This window comes from Achromobacter sp. Marseille-Q4954, from assembly GCF_943737025.1.
Classification (GTDB): Bacteria; Pseudomonadota; Gammaproteobacteria; order Burkholderiales; family Burkholderiaceae_B; genus Achromobacter; species Achromobacter bronchisepticus_A.
The window spans coordinates 1,932,390-1,949,546 of sequence record NZ_CALSFQ010000001.1 but is presented as its reverse complement, the minus strand read 5'-3'; the positions used below and the strand labels follow the sequence as shown (position 1 = coordinate 1,949,546).

The window sequence follows — 17,157 nt, the reverse complement described above, 5'->3', positions numbered from 1 at the left end:
GTTCAGGAGGCCGTGATGACGCGGCCCTTGGCCAGCGCCTGCGGCCAGACCGAGACCAGTTCGCCCTTTTGCCACTGGACCATGATGGGCTGCGCCATGGTGTTCAGGCCGTTGGCGTCGAAATGCACGCCACCGCCCGACATCACGCCGGCCCAGCCCTGGTCGTACTTTTGCGCGCGCAGCGCCTGGGAGACCGCTTCCGGCTTGTCGGACGCGGCGACTTCCAGCGCCTGGGCCAGCACGCCCGCGCACACCGCATGTTCCAGCGCCTCGTGCGGCATGAAGGTGCCGAAGCGCTTGCGGTAGCGCTCGGTGTATTCGGGCGCCTGGTCGTAGTTGGCGGGGGCGATCGACAGCACCGCCTCGGAGTACTGCCCCAGGGCCTTGGCGAAGTCGGGAATGACGTAGCCCGCGGCTCCGCCCACGATGGGCACGGTCAGGCGCTGCTGCCGCATGACGCGGATGATCAGCAGGCTGTCGTTCAGGTACGAGATCGGGAACACGATCTGGGCGTCCGATCCGCGCAGCTTGCTGATCAGCGGCGTGACGTCGGTGATGCCCAGCGGATAGGCCTCGTCCAGCACGACCTGCGCGCCCGCCGCCTTGGCCGCATTGCGCACGCCGACCGCCTGCGAGGTGCCGTAGGCGGTGTCCTCGTACAGCAGCGCGATCTTCTTGATGTCCGAAGCGCCCGCCACCACCGAGGCCGCATAGTCATACTGGGCGCGGCCCAGCACCGAGCCTTTGGATACCACCTGGAAGATGTGCTTGAAGCCGCGCTCGGTGAGCACGTCGGAGAACGACATGGTGAGCAGGGGGATGCCGCGGCGCTCGGTCACTTCCGAGATTGCCAGCGTCAGCGACGAGGCGTAGGCGCCGATGATGGCCACGCAGCGGTTCTGCGTGATCAGGCGCTGCGCCACGGTGGCCGCGGTGGTGGGCTGGGAAGTGGCGTCGGCAATGATGAGCTTGAGCTTGGCCCCACCCATGGCCTTGATGCCGCCGGCTGCGTTGATCTCGTCGGCGGCCAGCTCCAGTCCCTGGCGCGAATTGATGCCGAACTGGGCGTTGGCGCCCGACAGCGGCAGGATCACGCCGACGTTGATTTCCGCCGGCGCGGCCAGCGCGCGGCCGGGCAAGCTGGCGGCCAGCGCGGCCGCGCCCAATCCAGCGACGAATTCCCTGCGCCCGCGGCGCATGGCCTGTTGGGGTTTTGTCATGTCTGTCTCCTGGCTTTTTTCGGGTGTGGCGCAAGGCTGCCGGCCCGGCGCTCTGCGGCACATTATTCTGCTCAAATCTTAAGCAGTCAAGAAGATTGTCTGACAATCTGACTATTGACGATTGCGGGAAAGTTGCCGGACAATCAGACAAAATGGATCAGGCGGACGCCTGCTCCACAACCCCTCACCCCATCACGCAAGAGGAACTCATGGCAGACACCAAATCCGAAACCCAGGCCCTGTTCGACCAAGGCCTGAACCTGCGCCGCGAAGTGCTGGGCACCGAATACGTGGACGGCTCGCTGGCCCGCGCCAATGAATTCATGATGGCCTTCCAGCACATCACCACCGAGTGGTGCTGGGGCTACACCTGGGGCCGCCCGGGGCTGGAGAAGAAGACGCGCAGCATGCTTAACCTGGCCATGCTCACGGCACTGAACCGTCCCGCCGAGATCAAGTTGCACGTCAAGGGCGCGTTGAACAACGGCGTGACGGTCGAGGAGATCAAGGAAATCCTGCTGCAGGCCACGGTCTACTGCGGCATTCCGGCGGGGCTGGATGCATTCAAGGTCGCCAACCAGGTGCTGGAAGAAGAGGGCGCCTTCAAGGAGTCCAAGGCATGAGCGCCGCGCAGGAGCGCGTGGGCCTGATCGGCATCGGCAGCATGGGCTGGCCCATGGCGGCCCGTCTGGTACAGGCCGGCTTTGCCGTCACGGTGTTCGACGCCGTGCCGGGCCAGGCGGACAAGTTCGCCCAGGAAGTGGGCGGCCAGGCCGCCGCCACCTGCGCGGAATTGGCGGCTCAGTCCGACATCGTCTTCACCATGCTGCCCACCAGCGCGATCGTCGAGCAGGTGCTCAACGGCCAACAAGGCGTGCTGGCGGGCCTGCGCCCGGGCAGCGTGGTGGTCGACATGAGTTCCGGCGTGCCGGCGCATACGCAGCGCCTGGCGCAGGCCGTTGCCGCCGCCGGCGGCGTCATGGTCGACGCCCCGGTGTCCGGCGGCGTGCCGCGCGCACGTACGGGTGAGCTGGCCATCATGTACGGCGGACCCGCCGCGACGCTGGAGCGGGTGCGCCCGGCCCTGTCCAGCATGGGCACGACGATTACGCCGGTGGGCGAGGTCGGCAGCGCCCACGCCATGAAGGCCTTGAACAACCTGGTGTCGGCCGGCGGCTTCCTGATCGGGGTGGAGGCGATGCTGATCGGCCAGCAGTTCGGCCTGGATCCGAACGTGATCGTCGACGTGCTCAACGCGTCGACCGGCATGAACAATTCGACCCAGAAGAAGTTCAAGCAATTCGTGCTGTCGCGCCAGTTCAACTCGGGATTCGGCCTGGACCTGATGGTCAAGGACCTGGGCATCGCGCTGGGTATCGCGACCGATACCGGCACGCCCACGCCGTTCGCCTCGCTGTGCCGCGAACTGTGGGCCTCGGCCGGCAAGACGCTGGGCAAGGGCCAGGACCATACCGCCGTTGCGCGCCTGTCCGAACAGCTCGCAGGCGTGGAGCTGGGCGCCAAGCCCAAAGGCTGAGCAAGCCGCGGCCGGGCTGTCGCCCGCGCCGCTTCCCTTCCAACGTAGCGCAAGAATCCGCCGGCACAAGGCGGAGGGCCGGCTGTTGCCGGCAACTATGAAAACCGAGGAGCAAAACCATGAGGAAGACCATACTGGCGTCTGCTGGCGCCTGCCTGTTTGCATTCAGCGCCCTGGCGGGGGCGCAGGGCTATCCCGCCCGCGCCATTTCGATGGTGGTGCCTTATGCGCCCGGCGGGTCCACGGACGGCCTGGCCCGCATCGTGGCGCAAGCCATGGGCGAGAATCTGGGGCAACCCGTCGTGGTGGAAAACCAGGGCGGCGGCGGCACGATGATCGGCAACCAGCGCGTGGCGCGCGCGGCGCCGGACGGCTACACCATCACCTTCGGCAATATGGGATCGCTGGCGATCGCGCCGTCGCTCTATCCCGCAAGCAAGTTCGATCCGCGCCGCGACATGACCGCGATCGGACTGGTGGCGACCGTGCCGATGGTGCTTTCCGTCAGCAAGGCCAGCGGCATCACCAAGCTGTCCGATTTCGTCGAACGCCTGCGCAAGCAAGGCAAGGACGTGAACTTCGGCAACGCCGGCTCGGGTTCCACCAGCCATATCGCGGCGGCCTATTTCCTGCACGTCACCGGGACCCAGGGCATGCAGATTCCGTATCGGGGCGCGGGGCCGGCGATCAGCGACCTGATGGCGGGCACCGTGGAAGCCGTGATCGACCAGACGGTCACCATGATTCCCATCCATGAAGGCAAGCGCGTCACGGCGCTGGCCGTGGCCAGCCCGAGCCGGCTGCCGCAGATCCCCGATGTGCCTACGTTCGCGGAAGGCGGCGTGCCGCAATTCAATATGAGCGTCTGGAATGGCATTGCCGCGCCGGCGGGCACGCCGCCGGCTGTGGTGGCGCGGCTGGAGGAGGCGCTGGCGGCGGCGCTGAAGAGCCCGAATGTGCGCGAGTCGCTCGACAAGCTGGCGGCGCAGGCGCCGGGGACGCAGGAGCAGGGCTCCGCGGCCTTCCAGGCCTTGATCGCGCGCGACGTGCCGCGTTTCGCCGAACTGATCCGGGATGCCGGGATAACGGTGAACTGAGGCTGGTCGGGCAGGGATCGCGGATTCCTGCCCGGGACTTACCCTGGGTGTCTTTTTTCGCCAGAATTTGTATGATGACCTTATGAATTCTGAAGAATCCCGCATTCGCGAAGAGATCTGCGCCGTCGGCGCCAGTCTCTACAACCGCGGCTATACCGTGGGCGCCGCCGGCAACATCAGCGCGCGCCTGGACGACGGCTGGCTGATCACGCCGACCGACGCCTGCCTCGGACGGCTGGATCCCGCCGAACTGTCCAAGGTCGATGCGGCGGGCAGGCACGTGTCGGGCAGCAAGCCGTCCAAGACGCTGGAGCTGCATCGCGGCATCTACCAGGCCAGTCCCGGCGCCCGCGGCATCGTGCACACGCATTCCACGCATCTGGTGGCGCTGACGTTGGCGAGCGTCTGGCGGCCCGATGAAGTGCTGCCGCCCATCACGCCCTATCAGGTCATGAAGGTCGGCCGGATTCCGCTGATCCCCTATCGCCGTCCCGGCGATCCGCAAGCCGCGGCCGAGGTCGCCGCGGTGGCCGGCGAGGTGCGGGGGGCGCTGTTCGAGCGCCTGGGGCCGGTGGTATGGGAACGCTCCGTGGCGCATGCCTCCTACGCGCTGGAAGAACTGGAAGAAACCGCCCGCCTGTGGCTGATGAGCAATCCCCGGCCGGCGCCATTGAGCGCCGCGGCCATCGATGAACTGCGGGTCGTGTTCGGCGCGCGCTACTGAATCAAGGAACCGCGATGCCGCGCCTGGCCGCCAATCTCAGCATGATGTACACCGAGCATCCCTTCCTGGACCGCTTTGCGGCGGCTGCGAGGGACGGGTTCGCGGGTGTGGAGTTCCTGTTTCCCTATGAGTATCCGGCGGCCGAGCTCCAGGCGCGGCTGCAGGGGCAGGGGCTGACCCAGGCGCTGTTCAACGCGCCGCCCGGCGATTGGGCCGCAGGCGAGCGCGGCACGGCCTCGCTGCCGGGCCGCGCCAGCGAGTTCCGGCGCGGGGTCGACCTGGCCTTGGAATATGCCGCTGCGCTGGGCAACCGCAAGCTGCATCTCATGGCCGGGCTGATACAGCACGGGCAGGACCGCGCAGCGCATCGCGCGGTCTATCTGGAGAACCTCGCCTGGGCCGCGCGCGCCGCAGCATCCGCCGGGGTGACAGTGGTGATAGAGCCGATCAACACGCGCGACATTCCGGGCTTTTTCCTCAACCGTCAGGACGAGGCCCAGGCCATATGCGCCGAGGTCGGCGCCGATAACCTGAAGGTGCAGTTCGACATCTATCACTGCCAGATCGTGGAAGGCGATATCGCGGTCAAGCTCAAGCGGGACATGGCGGGCATTGGCCACATCCAGATCGCTGGCGTGCCGGACCGCCACGAGCCGGACCAGGGCGAGCTGAACTATCCCTATCTGTTCGAACAGATCGATGCGCTGGGCTATGCCGGCTGGATCGGTTGCGAATACCGGCCCCGGGCCGGCACCTCCGCCGGGCTGGGCTGGGCCCGGTCCTATCTGACGCACACGGGGCATACCGCGATATGAAGATACTCATCACCGGCGGCGCCGGATTCCTGGGGCAGCGCCTGGCCCGCAAGCTGCTGGAGCGCGGCACGCTGGCATTGGATGGCGGCAAGCCTGAAGCCATCACGCGGATCGACCTGCTGGACGTGGCGCTGGCTCCGGGGCCGGACGATCCGCGCATCCATGCGCAGGTCGGCGATATCGCCGATCCCGCAGTGTTGCGGCAGGCCATCGACGCCGAGACTCGCGCCATCTTCCATCTGGCGGCCATCGTCAGCGGGCAGGCGGAGGCCGATTTCGATCTGGGCATGCGCATTAACCTGGACGCATCGCGCGCGCTGCTGGAGACCTGCCGCGCGCTGGGCCACAAGCCGCGGGTGATCTTCACCAGTTCGGTCGCGGTGTACGGCGGCGCGCTGCCCGACACCGTGCGCGACGATACCGCGCTCAATCCCCAATCGTCCTACGGCACGCAGAAGGCCATTGCCGAACTGCTGCTGGCGGACTACACGCGGCGCGGCTATGTGGACGGGCGCGTGCTGCGCCTGCCCACCATCAGCGTACGTCCGGGGCGGCCCAATGCGGCGGCTTCCTCGTTCGCCAGCGGCATCATCCGCGAACCCTTGAACGGCCTGGAGGCCGCCTGCCCGGTGAGCGCCGACACGCGCCTGTGGCTGCTGTCGCCGCGCGGCGCGATCCAGGCCCTGATCGCCGGCTGCGAACTGGAAGCGGCCGCCGTCGCGGACCGTGCGCCCATCAATCTGCCAGGGGTTTCGGTCACGGCAAGCGAGATGGTGCAGGCGCTGCGCCAGGTCGCGGGCGAGGAGGTCGCCGGCCGTGTCGGCTGGCAGCCTGACGAGCGCGTCGAGCGCATCGTGGGCAGCTGGCCTGGCCGCTGGGACACTGCTCGGGCCGAGCGCCTGGGCTTGCGCGGCGACGCCGATTTCGCGGACATCATCCGCGCCTACATGGCCGACGACCTGCCGCGCTGAGCGCAGGCTGCTCTCCATTCCTACCGTAGCCGGGACCGCCAACGATATGAGCAATCCTCAAACCCCCTCCCGCCGCGTCGGCGTCATCGGCCTCGGCGCCATGGGCGCGGGCATCGCGCAAAGCCTGCGCCGGGCCGGCCACGACGTGCACGTGTTCGACGTCCGCCAGGAAGCTTGCGCGGCGTTCGCGGCGCAGGGCGGCGTGGCCTGCGCCACCCTGGCCGACATGGCGGCCGCCTGCGACATCGTCATCAGTGTGGTCGTCAATGCCCAGCAGACCGAGGAGGTGCTGTACGGGGACGGCGGCCTGGCCGCCGCGCTGCGCCCGGGGGCGGTGTTCGTGATGTGTTCCACCGTGGATCCCAACTGGTCCATCGCGCTGGAGGCGCGGCTCGAAACGCAGGGCATCCTGTACTTGGATGCGCCCATCTCGGGCGGGGCCGCGCGCGCGGCCTCCGGCGAGATGACCATGATGACTGCGGGCCGCGCGGCGGCTTACGCCGCCTGCGGCGCGGTGCTGGAATCCATGGCCGGCAAGGTCTACCGCCTGGGCGATCGCGCCGGCGCGGGCAGCAAGGTCAAGATCATCAACCAGCTGCTGGCGGGCGTGCACATCGCCGCTGCGGCGGAAGCCATGGCGCTGGGCCTGCGCGAGGGCGTGGACGCGGACGCCCTGTATGAAGTGATCACGCACAGCGCGGGCAACAGCTGGATGTTCGAGAACCGCATGGCCCATGTGCTGGCGGGCGACTATACGCCGCTGTCCGCGGTCGACATCTTCGTCAAGGACTTGGGACTGGTGCTGGACACCGCCCGGCATACCCGCTTTCCCTTGCCGCTGGCTTCCACCGCGCATCAGATGTTCATGCAGGCCTCCAGCGCCGGCCACGGCCGCGAGGACGACAGCGCGGTCATCAAGATATTCCCGGGCATCGCCTTGCCGGAGGCCACATGAGCATCAAACTGGGCTGCATCGCCGATGACTTCACCGGCGCCACCGATCTGGCCAACAACCTCGTGCGCGCCGGCATGCGCACGGTGCAGACCATAGGCGTTCCTGGCGAACCCCTGCGCGGCGAGGCGGATGCGGTGGTGGTCGCGCTCAAGACCCGCACGCTGCCCGCGGCCGAGGCCGTGGCGCAGTCGCTGGCGGCGCTGGACTGGTTGCTGGCGCAGGGTGCGGAACAGATCTACTTCAAGTATTGCTCCACCTTCGACAGCACGCCCGAGGGCAACATCGGACCGGTCGCGGATGCGCTGATGACGCGGCTGGACACGGATTTCACCATCGCCACGCCGGCCTTTCCGGACAACAAGCGCACGGTGTTCAAGGGCTATCTGTTCGCGGGCGACGTGCTGCTGAACGAATCGGGGATGCAGCACCATCCGCTGACGCCCATGACCGATCCCAATCTGGTGCGCGTGTTGTCCGCGCAGACTTCGCGCCGCGTCGGGCTGATCGACTACAGCGTCGTGGCGCGCGGCAGCGAGGCCATCCGCGCCCGCATCCGGGAGTTGCGGGCGCAGGGGGTGGAGATCGCGATCGTGGATGCCGTGTCCAATGCCGACCTGCTGGCTTTGGGACCCGCGCTTGCCGGCATGCCGCTGGTGACGGCGGGTTCGGGCGTGGCGATCGGACTGCCCGGAAACTGGGGTCTGACGGCGGCGTCCGCAGACGCGCGGCAACCGCGCGCGCCCGGTTTGCAGGCAGTGGTCGCGGGTAGTTGCTCGGCGGCGACCAATGGCCAGGTGGCCGCGTTCATGGAAAGCGGCCGGCCGGCGCTGGCGCTGGATCCGTTGCGGCTGGCGGCGGGCCACGACGTCGTGGGAGAGGCGCTGGCCTGGGCCGATGCGCGCATGCATGACGGCCCGGTGCTGATCTACTCCACCGCTCAGCCCGGGCAGGTGCGGCAGGCGCAGAGCGAACTCGGCGCCGCGCGCGCGGGCGCCATGATCGAGGACGCCATTGCGCGCATCGCGGCGGGCCTGGTCGAACGCGGCGTGCGGCAACTGATCGTGGCGGGCGGCGAGACCTCGGGGGCGGTGGTACAGGCCTTGGGATTGCAGCAGATCGTCATTGGCGAGCAGATCGATCCCGGCGTGCCCTGGTGTTCCGGCCATGCGCCCGCGGCGCAAGGCGACATCAGCATCGCGCTGAAATCAGGCAATTTCGGCACGCGGGATTTCTTCATCAAGGCATTCGGCTAGGCGCCGGCCGCAGCGCGCGCGCCGCGGCTTTCCCGCCTAGCGGTGCGCCTGGCTCAAGCGCTTGGCCGCGTTCACCATATGGATGCGTGCGGCCTCGCGCGCGCCGTCCACGTCCTTGCTGCGTATGGCTTCGACGATGGCGACGTGTTCCTGCAGCACGTCGCGCATCAGGCTGGCGTGGCGGGCCTCGTTGGCGCGCGTGACGCGTGTGGCCGCTTCCAGGAACTGGCTGACGAAGGCCAGGGTCGTCAGGAAATAGGGATTGCCGGTGGCGCGGGCGATGCTGCGATGGAAGGCCACGTCTTCCTGCACGCCGTCGCCGCCGTTTTCCACCGCCTGCGAAATGGCGGCCAGCGCGGCGTCGATCTCCGCCATGTCCTGCTTTTTCCGCACTGCCGCGGCTTGCGCGGCGATCTCGGTTTCCAGCGCGCGGCGCAGGTCCACGATATGCAGCACGGCGTCCAGCGAGGACAGGTCGGCCGCATCGATGCGCAGGGCGCGGTTGCCGGCGTGGCCGGTGACGTACACGCCGCTGCCTTGCCGCGCTTCGACGATACCGTCCTGCCGCAGCCGCGAAACCGCTTCGCGGATGACCGTGCGGCTGACGCCGAATTGTTCGGCCAACGCGGTCTCCGTGGGCAATTTTTCCCCGGGCGGCACGCGACCCTCGTCAATCTCGGCGAGCAGGCGCTTGGCGACCGTGTCGGTCAGCGTGGGAGGAGTCGGGAGTCGGGGGAACACCATCGCCCTATGATACGCGCGCCCGCGCCGGCCCGGCCATGAGCCGCGGCGGCGGATTCACGGCGTCCCCAAGCTTGCGCCATTTTCGAAATGTTATATCATTCGCCAATTATTTGGTACGTTATAACATTTGAAAGAGGGCGATGATGAATGGCAAGAAACTGGGGTGGCAGAGAGAACGCGGCGGCAGGGTTGCCCTGCGGGCGGGGCGCCGGGGCGCGCTGAAGCCTCTGGTCTGCGCGTTGATGCTGGCCGCGCCCGCCGCGCAGGCCGACGAAGCTGCGGAAGCCGCCGCGGAACGTTCGGCCGCCAGAACCCTGGCGCCGATCACGGTTTCCGCCAACCCGCTGGGGCTGGACCTGAACAGCACCACCTTGCCGGCTTCGGTGCTGGAAGGCGACGCGCTGATCGAACAGCGCAACGGCACCCTGGGCGACACGCTGAAGAATCTGCCCGGCGTTAACAGCGACACCTTCGGCGGCGGCGCCAGCCGCCCCGTGATCCGCGGGCAGACCGCGCCGCGCGTGAAGGTGCTGTCCGACGGTTCCGAGGTCATGGACGCGTCCAGCATTTCTCCCGACCATGCCGTGACCGTGGAGCCGCTGCTGGCCGAACGCATCGAAGTGCTGCGCGGTCCGGCTACGCTGCTGTATGGCGGCGGCGCGATCGGCGGCGTGGTCAATGTGGTGGACAAGAAGATCCCGACGGCGGTGCCGGAGAAGGGCATCGAGGCCGAGGCCGAACTGCGCGGCGCCACGGGCACCAAGGAACGTGCGGGCGCGGTCGGCATTACCGCGGGCGAGGGGCAGTTCGCCGTGCGCGTGGAGGGCCTGAAGCGCCGCACCAGCGACTACGACGTGCCCGACTGGCCGGGCGGCAAGCTGGAGGGCTCGTACAGCGAGTCGACGCAGGGCACGGTGGGCATGTCCTGGATTACGCCGCGCGGCTACGTCGGCCTGGCGTTCACGCATCTGGAAAGCAAGTACGGCCTGCCCGGACACAACCACGAATACGAAGGGTGCCACCCGCATGGCACGCACTTGCATTGCGGCGGCCATGATCATGGCCACGACGAAGACGGCCACGATCACGACCACGAGCACGAACACGGCGGCGTGCCTTACGTGAAGCTGCGCAGCAACCGCCTCGATCTGCGCGCCGAGTACCAGGATCCGTTCGCTGGCTTCGAGAAAATCCGCGTGCGTGGCGGCCTGACCGACTACCAGCATGACGAAATCGAAGGCGGCGAGGTGGGTACCCGCTTCAAGAACAAGGGCTACGACCTGCGCGTGGAAATGCAGCACAAGCCCATCGCAGGCTGGCGCGGGGTGGTGGGCGTGCAGAATGCCTATAGCGATTTCCGCGCCGATGGCGAAGAGGCCTTCCTGCCGCGCAGCAAGACGCGCTCTTACGGCCTGTTCGTGCTGGAGGAGTACCAACTGAACGACTGGCGCTTCGAGCTGGGCGCGCGGCAGGACTGGCAGCGCATCTCGCCCACGGGCGGCGCGCAACGCAGCAGCCTGTCCGGTACGTCATTGTCGGCCGCGGCCATCTGGGACTTCGCGCCGCAGTATTCCGTGGCCCTGTCGTTGTCGCGCTCGCAGCGCCTGCCCACCGCGCAGGAACTGTATGCGGACGGCGTGCACCTGGCCACCAACACCTACGAACTGGGCAATCCGGACCTGGGCCGCGAGACCTCGCACAACATCGACCTGACCCTGCGCAAGCATTCCGGCGACACGACGTTCTCGGCCAGCGTGTTCCATAACCGGGTGAAGAACTACATCTACGCCAACACGCTGGACCGCTACGAGGATTTCCGCCTGATCGAGTACACCCAGCGCGACGCGGAGTTCACGGGCGTGGAAGGCGAACTGCGCCACCAGTTCACCCCGGTGTTCTCGGCCGCGGTGTTCGGCGACTATGTGCGCGGCAAACTGACGGGCGGCGACGGCAACCTGCCGCGCATCCCGGCAGCGCGCGCCGGTGTGCGCGCCGATATGAAGTGGCAGCAGTGGTCGGGCGGCGTCGAATACGCGCGCGTGTTTGCGCAGAAGGACATCGCCGCCTACGAGGAAAGCACGCCTGGCTACAACATGGTCAATGCGGTGGTGGCCTATCGCGGCCAGTATGGCGCCACGGGCTATGAGGTCTACCTGCGCGGCACCAACCTGCTGAACAAGCTGGCGTACAACCATGCCTCCTTCATTTCGACGGTGGCGCCGCTGCCCGGGCGCAGTGTGCTGCTGGGCGTGCGCATGACGTACTGAGGCTCGGAAACACACAGCAGCAGCGGAGACGGCAACCCCGTCTCCGTTTTTTTTTGCACGCGCGCCGATGCAGGGACCGGTTCCACGGCGTCCGCTCAGGGCTGGCGCTTGCTCAGATGGTTTACGAAGAGCTTGGCGGCGGTCGGCAGGGCGTCGAAGGAGCGCACGCAGATCTGGATCTGCCGTCGTGCCCAGGGTTCGGTCAGGGGAATGATGCGGATGTCGAACATGGCCGAGTAGCGGCGCGCGATGTCCAGCGGCAGCACGCCTATGCCCAGCCCAGAGTTCACCATGAAGCACAGCGCGTCGAAGCCAGTGACCTGCACCTTGAGCTGGATGTTGCGCTTTTCATCGCTGGCGGCGTTGGAGAGGATGCGGTTGATGGCGCTGCCGCGGTGCAGCCCCACGAAGTCGTATTCCAGCGCGTCGGCGAAACGAAAGCCGGGCCTGTCCTGCAGCGGGTGGTCAGCGGGCACCACCAGCGCCAGCGTGTCTTCGCGGTAGGGGTGGATCTCGACGTCGTGGTCCGGCGCGGTGCCCGAAAAGATGCCCACGTCCGCCGCGTTCTCGGCGACCGATTTGATGATGGTCGAGGTGATCTTTTCTTCCAGATCGACTTGCACGTTGGGGTAGTCGTTCAGGAAGAGCTTGATGTCCTGAGGCAGGAACTGGGTGATCGCGGAAATATTGGCGTGTACCCGGATGAAGCCCCGCAGGCCGCGCGAGTAGTCGCGCATGTGCACCGAGATTTCATCGAGTTCATGCAGCGCGCGCCGCGCCATGGTGGACAGCGCGACGCCGGCCGGCGTGGGGCGGATGCCCTTGTTGGTGCGGATGAGCAGCCGGATCTTGAGGTTCTCTTCCAGTTCGCTGATGCGCTTGCTGATGGCGGCCGCGGCGATGTGCTCGTGTTCGGCCGCCGCGGCGATGGTGCCTTGCTCGACCACGCTGATGAAGAGCTTGAGGGAGGTGGGGTCGAGACGCATGGCGGGACGGGCGGGAAAGCGGACGAGAGGTTCCATTGTAGCCATGGGCGGGCTTGTCATCGCGGATGGTGATGGCGGCATCGCTAATGACTGCTGTTGCGCAGGCGGGCGCCAGGGCTATCCTCCCCAAAAAATTTCGCACGGCCCAAGCGCGGACGGTGCGGAGCATGATGGATGGAGCGCGAGACAAATGAATCTGCAGAATAGCCAGCTGCTGCGGCAGCAGGCCTACATCGGCGGCGCCTGGTGCGACGCCGACAACGGCGCCACCATCACGGTGCGCAATCCCTTTGACGCCAGCGTACTGGGCACGGTGCCCAATCTGGGCCAGGCCGAGACGGCCCGCGCCATCGCGGCCGCCGATGACGCCCTGCCGGCCTGGCGGGCCAGGACGGGCAAGGAGCGCGGTGCCATCCTGCGCAAATGGCATGCCCTGATCGAGGCGCATGCCGACGACCTGGCGCTGCTGCTGACGCTGGAGCAGGGCAAGCCGCTGGCCGAGGCCCGCGGCGAACTGAATTACGCCTTGTCCTTCGTCGAATGGTTCGCGGAAGAGGCCAAGCGCGTCTACGGCGACGTGCTGCCGCATACGCGAGGCGACCAGCGCATGCTGGCCATCCGCCAGCCCGTGGGCGTATGCGCGGCCATCATCGCCTGGAACTTTCCGTCGGCCCTGGTCACGCGCAAGGTCAGCCCGGCGCTGGCCGCCGGCTGCACGGTGGTGCTCAAGCCATCCGAACTGACGCCGTTCACCGCGCTGGCGCTGGCCTGGCTGGGCGAGCTGGCCGGCATACCGCCCGGCGTGCTCAACGTGGTCATTGGAGACCCCGCGCCAATCGGCACGGAACTGACGCAGAACCCCACGGTGCGCAAGCTGACCTTCACCGGGTCCACCCAGACGGGTCGGCTGCTGATGCAGCAGAGCGCCTCCAACATCAAGAAGCTGTCGCTGGAACTGGGCGGCAACGCGCCCTTCATCGTGTTCGAGGATGCCGACCTGGACGAGGCCGTGCAAGGCCTGGTCCTTTCCAAGTTCCGTAACGCGGGCCAGACCTGCGTCTGCGCCAACCGCGTCTATGTCCACGCCAGGGTCGCCGACGCCTTCAATGACAAGCTGCTGGCGGAAATGCGCCGCATGAAGGTGGGCGGCGGGCTGGAAGAGGGCGTTACCCAGGGGCCGCTGATCGACCAGCGCGCCGTGGACAAGGTGGCCCGCCTGGTGGACGACGCCACGGCGCGCGGCGCACACCTCTTGGCAGGCGGCAAGCTGCGCGAGCCCGGCTCGCTGCTGTATGAGCCGACCCTGCTGGCCGGCATCACGGACGCCATGGAACTGGCGCACGAAGAGATCTTCGGCCCGGTGGTGGGTATCAGCACCTTCGAGTCCGAAGCCGCCGTGCTGGCGCGGGCCAACGATAGCGCCTCGGGCCTGGCCGCCTATTTCTACACCGCCAACCTGGAACGGGTCTGGCGCATGATGGAAGGGCTGGAGTACGGCATCGTCGGCGTGAACACCGGCGCCGTGTCCAACGAGGTCGGGCCCTTTGGCGGCATCAAGGAGTCGGGCGTGGGCCGCGAGGGCTCCAAGTACGGCATCGAAGAGTTCCTGGAAATCAAGTACGTCTGCCTTGCCGGCAAGTCGTTCAACGCGATTCCCTGACGCCCGCGGATTCCAGACATGAGCCAAGCACAGCAGCCCTCCCTCCGCGACGCGGATCAGTTCGATTATGTGATCGTGGGATCCGGCGCGGCCGGTTCCATCCTGGCCAACCGCCTGAGCGCGGACGGCTCGACGGTCTGCGTGCTGGAGGCCGGCCCGCCGGACCGCAGTCCCTACCTGCACATACCCGCAGGCTTCATCAAGGCGGTATTCAACAAGAAGTACGCCTGGCAGTTCTCCAGCGAAGGTACGGCGCAGACCAACGGACGGCGCGTGCCGATTCCGCAGGGCCGAACCCTGGGCGGGTCGACTTCCATCAACGGCCTGGTCTACAACCGCGGCCAGGCGGCCGACTTCGACCACTGGGCCGCGCTGGGCAACAGCGGCTGGTCCTACGACGAAGTGCTGCCGTACTTCAAGTCCATGGAACGGCGCGTGGGCGGCGACGACCGCTACCGCGGCCGCAAGGGCGAGCTGCCGGTCACGGACATAGACTGGATCCATCCGCTTTGCGAGGCCTTCATTGCCGGCGCGGTGGAACAGGGCATCCCGCGCAACCCCGATTACAACGGCGCGGATCAGGCCGGCGTGGGCTACTTCCAGCGCACCATCGACCGCGGTTGGCGCATGAGCACGGCCAAGTGCTTCCTCAAGCCCGCCATGGGCCGCAAGAACCTGGAAGTGCGTACCTACGCGCAGGCGACGCGCATCCTGTTCGATGGCGGCAAAGCTGCCGGCGTGGCCTATTGCCACCCGGCGCGTCCTTCGCAGGTCCGCGCGGTGCGTGCTCGTCGGGAAGTGATCGTGTCCTGCGGCGCGATCAACACGCCCAAGCTGCTGCAGCTGTCGGGCCTGGGGCCGGCGGACCTGCTGCGCCAGCACAATATCGACGTGGTGTGCGACCTGCCGGGCGTGGGCGAGAACCTGAGTGACCATTATTCGGTGCGGGTCGTGGCGCGCGTGAAGAACAGCCAGACCATGAACCAGCTGGTCAAGGGTCTGAGCCTGGCCGGCCAGATCAGCCGCTGGATGATGAAGCGTCCCAGCATCATGGCCCTGAGTCCGTCGCTGCTGCATTACTTCTGGAAGTCCACGCCTGACCTCGTCTTGCCCGACCTGCAGGGCGTGTTCACGCCGGCCAGCTACAAGGAAGGCTATGTGGGCATGCTGGATGACTTCCCCGGCATGACAGCGGGCGTCTGGCAGCACCGGCCCGAAAGCCGCGGCCAGGTGCGCATCCGTTCGGCGGACCCGCTGCAGGACCCCGTGATCCTGGCCAACTACCTGGAGAACGAGCGCGACCAGATGACGTTGGTGCGCGGTATCCGGCTGGCGCGCCAGCTGCTGCGTTCACAGGCCCTGGCGCCTTACTTCGACAGCGAGGTGCTGCCCGGCCCGCTGTGCGAATCCGATTCCGAATTGCTGGACTTCGCGCGCCGCTATGGCGTGTCGTCTTATCACGTCAACGGCACGGCCCGCATGGGCCGGGCCGATGACAAGTACGCGGTGGTCGACCCTCAGCTGCGGGTGCATGGCGTGGGCAACCTGCGCGTCATCGATTCCTCGGTGATGCCGGCCATGCCGTCCGCCAATATCTGCGCGGCCACCATGATGATCGGCAACAAGGCCGCCGACCTCATCAAACAATCCTGAATTGCCAATCAGCGGTCACCAGAGTGATCCAGAAGGAGACAAGATGTACTTCAAACATTTCCCCAAGACCATGAAATCCCTGCTGCTGGCGGCGGCGTTGGCGGGCGCCAGCGGCGCCGCGCTGGCCGACGACATCAAGATCGGCTTCAACAGCGACATGTCGGCCACTGGCTCGGCGGACTTCGGCATTTCGGCCCTGGCCGGCGCGCGTCAAGCGGCCGACGAGCTGAACGCGGCCGGCGGCGTGCTGGGCAAGAAGGTCGTCATCGTTGAGCGCGACGACGTGGGCGCGCCGCCCAAGGCCATCCAGAACACCAACGAACTGGTCGACAACGTCAAGGTCAACGCCATGCTGGGCGGGGTCAACTCCGGCAATATGCTGGCCTGGCTGCATCTGGTGCAGCAGAAGAAGATCCCGACGATCTCGCCGGTAGCCACTGCCACCGACATCACCGGCCGCTATGCCAAGTCGCCGCCGAACTACGTGTTCCGCGTGTCCATGCGCGATCGCGACCAGATCGCGCTGCTGGCGGCTTACGCCGCCCGCGCCAGCAAGAACGGCAAGGTCGCCATCATTGCCGACACCACCGGCTACGGCCAGCAAGGCGCCAAGGACGCGGTCGAGATCCTGGCCCTGCACAAGATCACGCCCGTGGCCAACGAGAAGTTCGGTCCCAAGGACACGGACATGTCGTCGCAGCTGAACAAGATCAAGAGCTCGGGCGCCGACACGCTGATCGTCTATGCGCTGGCGGATTCCAACGCGCACGTCATGCGCAGCCTGGAGAAGATCAGCTACTTCCCGACCACGCTGGCCTCCTGGGCCAACCTGAGCTCGCCGTTCCTGCGCATCGCCGGCCCCGAGCTGGCCAGCAAGATGATCTTCACGGCGTCGATCACCGAAGACTCCTCGCCCGAGTCCAAGGCGCTGTACGACACGCTGATGAAGCGCGACGGCCGCGTGCCGACCTACGTCATGGCCGCGCAGGCCTATGACTCCGTCAAGCTGATCGCCGCGGCCATGGAGCAGGCCAAGTCGACCGAAGGCGAAGCCGTGCAGGCCGCGCTGCAGAACCTGGCGCAGGCCAAGGGCGTCATCAAGACCTACGAGAAGCCGTTCACCGCGGAAAACCACGAAGCCCTGTCGGTGAAGGACTTCCGCCTGGTGCGCTGGATCGACGGCAAGGTGGTGTCGGTGGATGACGAATACACCCGCGCGATCAAGCCGGAAGACCTGAAGCTGTAAGACGGCGCGGCAACGAGAAAGATCTCTCC

The 17,157-nt window shown here is 67.1% G+C and carries 15 protein-coding genes; 12 read left to right on the top strand and 3 right to left on the bottom strand.

Going from position 1 to position 17,157, the window contains the following annotated elements:
- Window positions 1-2: 2 nt before the first annotated feature.
- Window positions 3-1,220, bottom strand: coding sequence for an ABC transporter substrate-binding protein (locus NGK62_RS09125; RefSeq protein ID WP_059378078.1), 1,218 nt, complete (start codon window positions 1,218-1,220; stop codon window positions 3-5).
- 209 nt (window positions 1,221-1,429) lie between these two features.
- Here NGK62_RS09125 and NGK62_RS09120 point away from each other — a divergent pair, with 209 nt between their 5' ends.
- The 8 genes from NGK62_RS09120 (at window position 1,430) to otnK (ending at window position 8,572) form a co-directional block, all read left to right on the top strand.
- Window positions 1,430-1,843, top strand: a complete 414-nt coding sequence (locus NGK62_RS09120; protein WP_059378339.1) for a carboxymuconolactone decarboxylase family protein — start codon at window positions 1,430-1,432, stop codon at window positions 1,841-1,843.
- Complete coding sequence (locus tag NGK62_RS09115; RefSeq protein WP_251878101.1) at window positions 1,840-2,757, top strand: NAD(P)-dependent oxidoreductase; 918 nt, start codon at window positions 1,840-1,842, stop codon at window positions 2,755-2,757. The genes NGK62_RS09120 and NGK62_RS09115 overlap by 4 nt, the downstream gene beginning before the upstream one ends.
- A 119-nt stretch (window positions 2,758-2,876) precedes the next feature.
- Entirely contained in the window at window positions 2,877-3,854 is a 978-nt protein-coding gene (locus tag NGK62_RS09110; RefSeq protein ID WP_059378074.1) for a Bug family tripartite tricarboxylate transporter substrate binding protein, read from the top strand.
- An 82-nt stretch (window positions 3,855-3,936) separates the two neighbouring features.
- Window positions 3,937-4,578 (top strand): 3-oxo-tetronate 4-phosphate decarboxylase, encoded by a 642-nt coding sequence (gene otnC / locus NGK62_RS09105; RefSeq protein ID WP_251878099.1) that lies wholly within the window; start codon window positions 3,937-3,939, stop codon window positions 4,576-4,578.
- Between the two features lie 14 nt (window positions 4,579-4,592).
- Complete coding sequence (otnI, locus tag NGK62_RS09100) at window positions 4,593-5,393, top strand: 2-oxo-tetronate isomerase (RefSeq protein ID WP_251878097.1); 801 nt, start codon at window positions 4,593-4,595, stop codon at window positions 5,391-5,393.
- Window positions 5,390-6,364, top strand: a complete 975-nt coding sequence (denD, locus tag NGK62_RS09095; RefSeq protein WP_251878095.1) for a D-erythronate dehydrogenase — start codon at window positions 5,390-5,392, stop codon at window positions 6,362-6,364. Before otnI ends, denD begins: the two co-directional genes overlap by 4 nt.
- Before the next feature lie 46 nt (window positions 6,365-6,410).
- Window positions 6,411-7,319 carry an L-threonate dehydrogenase gene (gene ltnD / locus NGK62_RS09090; protein ID WP_251878093.1) on the top strand — a complete coding sequence of 303 codons (909 nt, stop codon included), beginning with the start codon at window positions 6,411-6,413 and terminating at the stop codon, window positions 7,317-7,319.
- Window positions 7,316-8,572, top strand: a complete 1,257-nt coding sequence (otnK, locus tag NGK62_RS09085) for a 3-oxo-tetronate kinase (protein WP_251878091.1) — start codon at window positions 7,316-7,318, stop codon at window positions 8,570-8,572. Before ltnD ends, otnK begins: the two co-directional genes overlap by 4 nt.
- A 36-nt stretch (window positions 8,573-8,608) precedes the next feature.
- On the opposite strand, the gene NGK62_RS09080 is transcribed toward otnK, so the two are convergent.
- Window positions 8,609-9,316, bottom strand: coding sequence for a FadR/GntR family transcriptional regulator (locus NGK62_RS09080; RefSeq protein WP_059378058.1), 708 nt, complete (start codon window positions 9,314-9,316; stop codon window positions 8,609-8,611).
- Window positions 9,317-9,558: 242 nt separating this feature from the next.
- Between NGK62_RS09080 and NGK62_RS09075 the strand changes: the two genes are divergently transcribed.
- Window positions 9,559-11,583 (top strand): TonB-dependent receptor domain-containing protein, encoded by a 2,025-nt coding sequence (locus NGK62_RS09075; protein ID WP_410469193.1) that lies wholly within the window; start codon window positions 9,559-9,561, stop codon window positions 11,581-11,583.
- A gap of 95 nt (window positions 11,584-11,678) precedes the next feature.
- Here the strand turns inward: NGK62_RS09075 and NGK62_RS09070 are convergent, their stop codons facing one another.
- Entirely contained in the window at window positions 11,679-12,569 is an 891-nt protein-coding gene (locus NGK62_RS09070; protein ID WP_059378055.1) for a LysR family transcriptional regulator, read from the bottom strand.
- A 190-nt stretch (window positions 12,570-12,759) separates the two neighbouring features.
- Here NGK62_RS09070 and NGK62_RS09065 point away from each other — a divergent pair, with 190 nt between their 5' ends.
- From NGK62_RS09065 to NGK62_RS09055, 3 genes are read left to right on the top strand one after another with little or no spacing between them, the layout of a single operon-like run.
- Entirely contained in the window at window positions 12,760-14,229 is a 1,470-nt protein-coding gene (locus tag NGK62_RS09065; protein WP_251878088.1) for an NAD-dependent succinate-semialdehyde dehydrogenase, read from the top strand.
- Between the two features lie 18 nt (window positions 14,230-14,247).
- The gene (locus NGK62_RS09060) at window positions 14,248-15,882 is read left to right on the top strand and encodes a GMC family oxidoreductase (RefSeq protein WP_251878085.1); all 1,635 of its coding nucleotides are present in this window, start codon (window positions 14,248-14,250) and stop codon (window positions 15,880-15,882) included.
- A gap of 43 nt (window positions 15,883-15,925) precedes the next feature.
- On the top strand, window positions 15,926-17,128 hold the full coding sequence (locus tag NGK62_RS09055; RefSeq protein WP_118931660.1) for an ABC transporter substrate-binding protein: 1,203 nt from the start codon (window positions 15,926-15,928) through the stop codon (window positions 17,126-17,128).
- The last annotated feature ends 29 nt before the right edge of the window (window positions 17,129-17,157 follow it).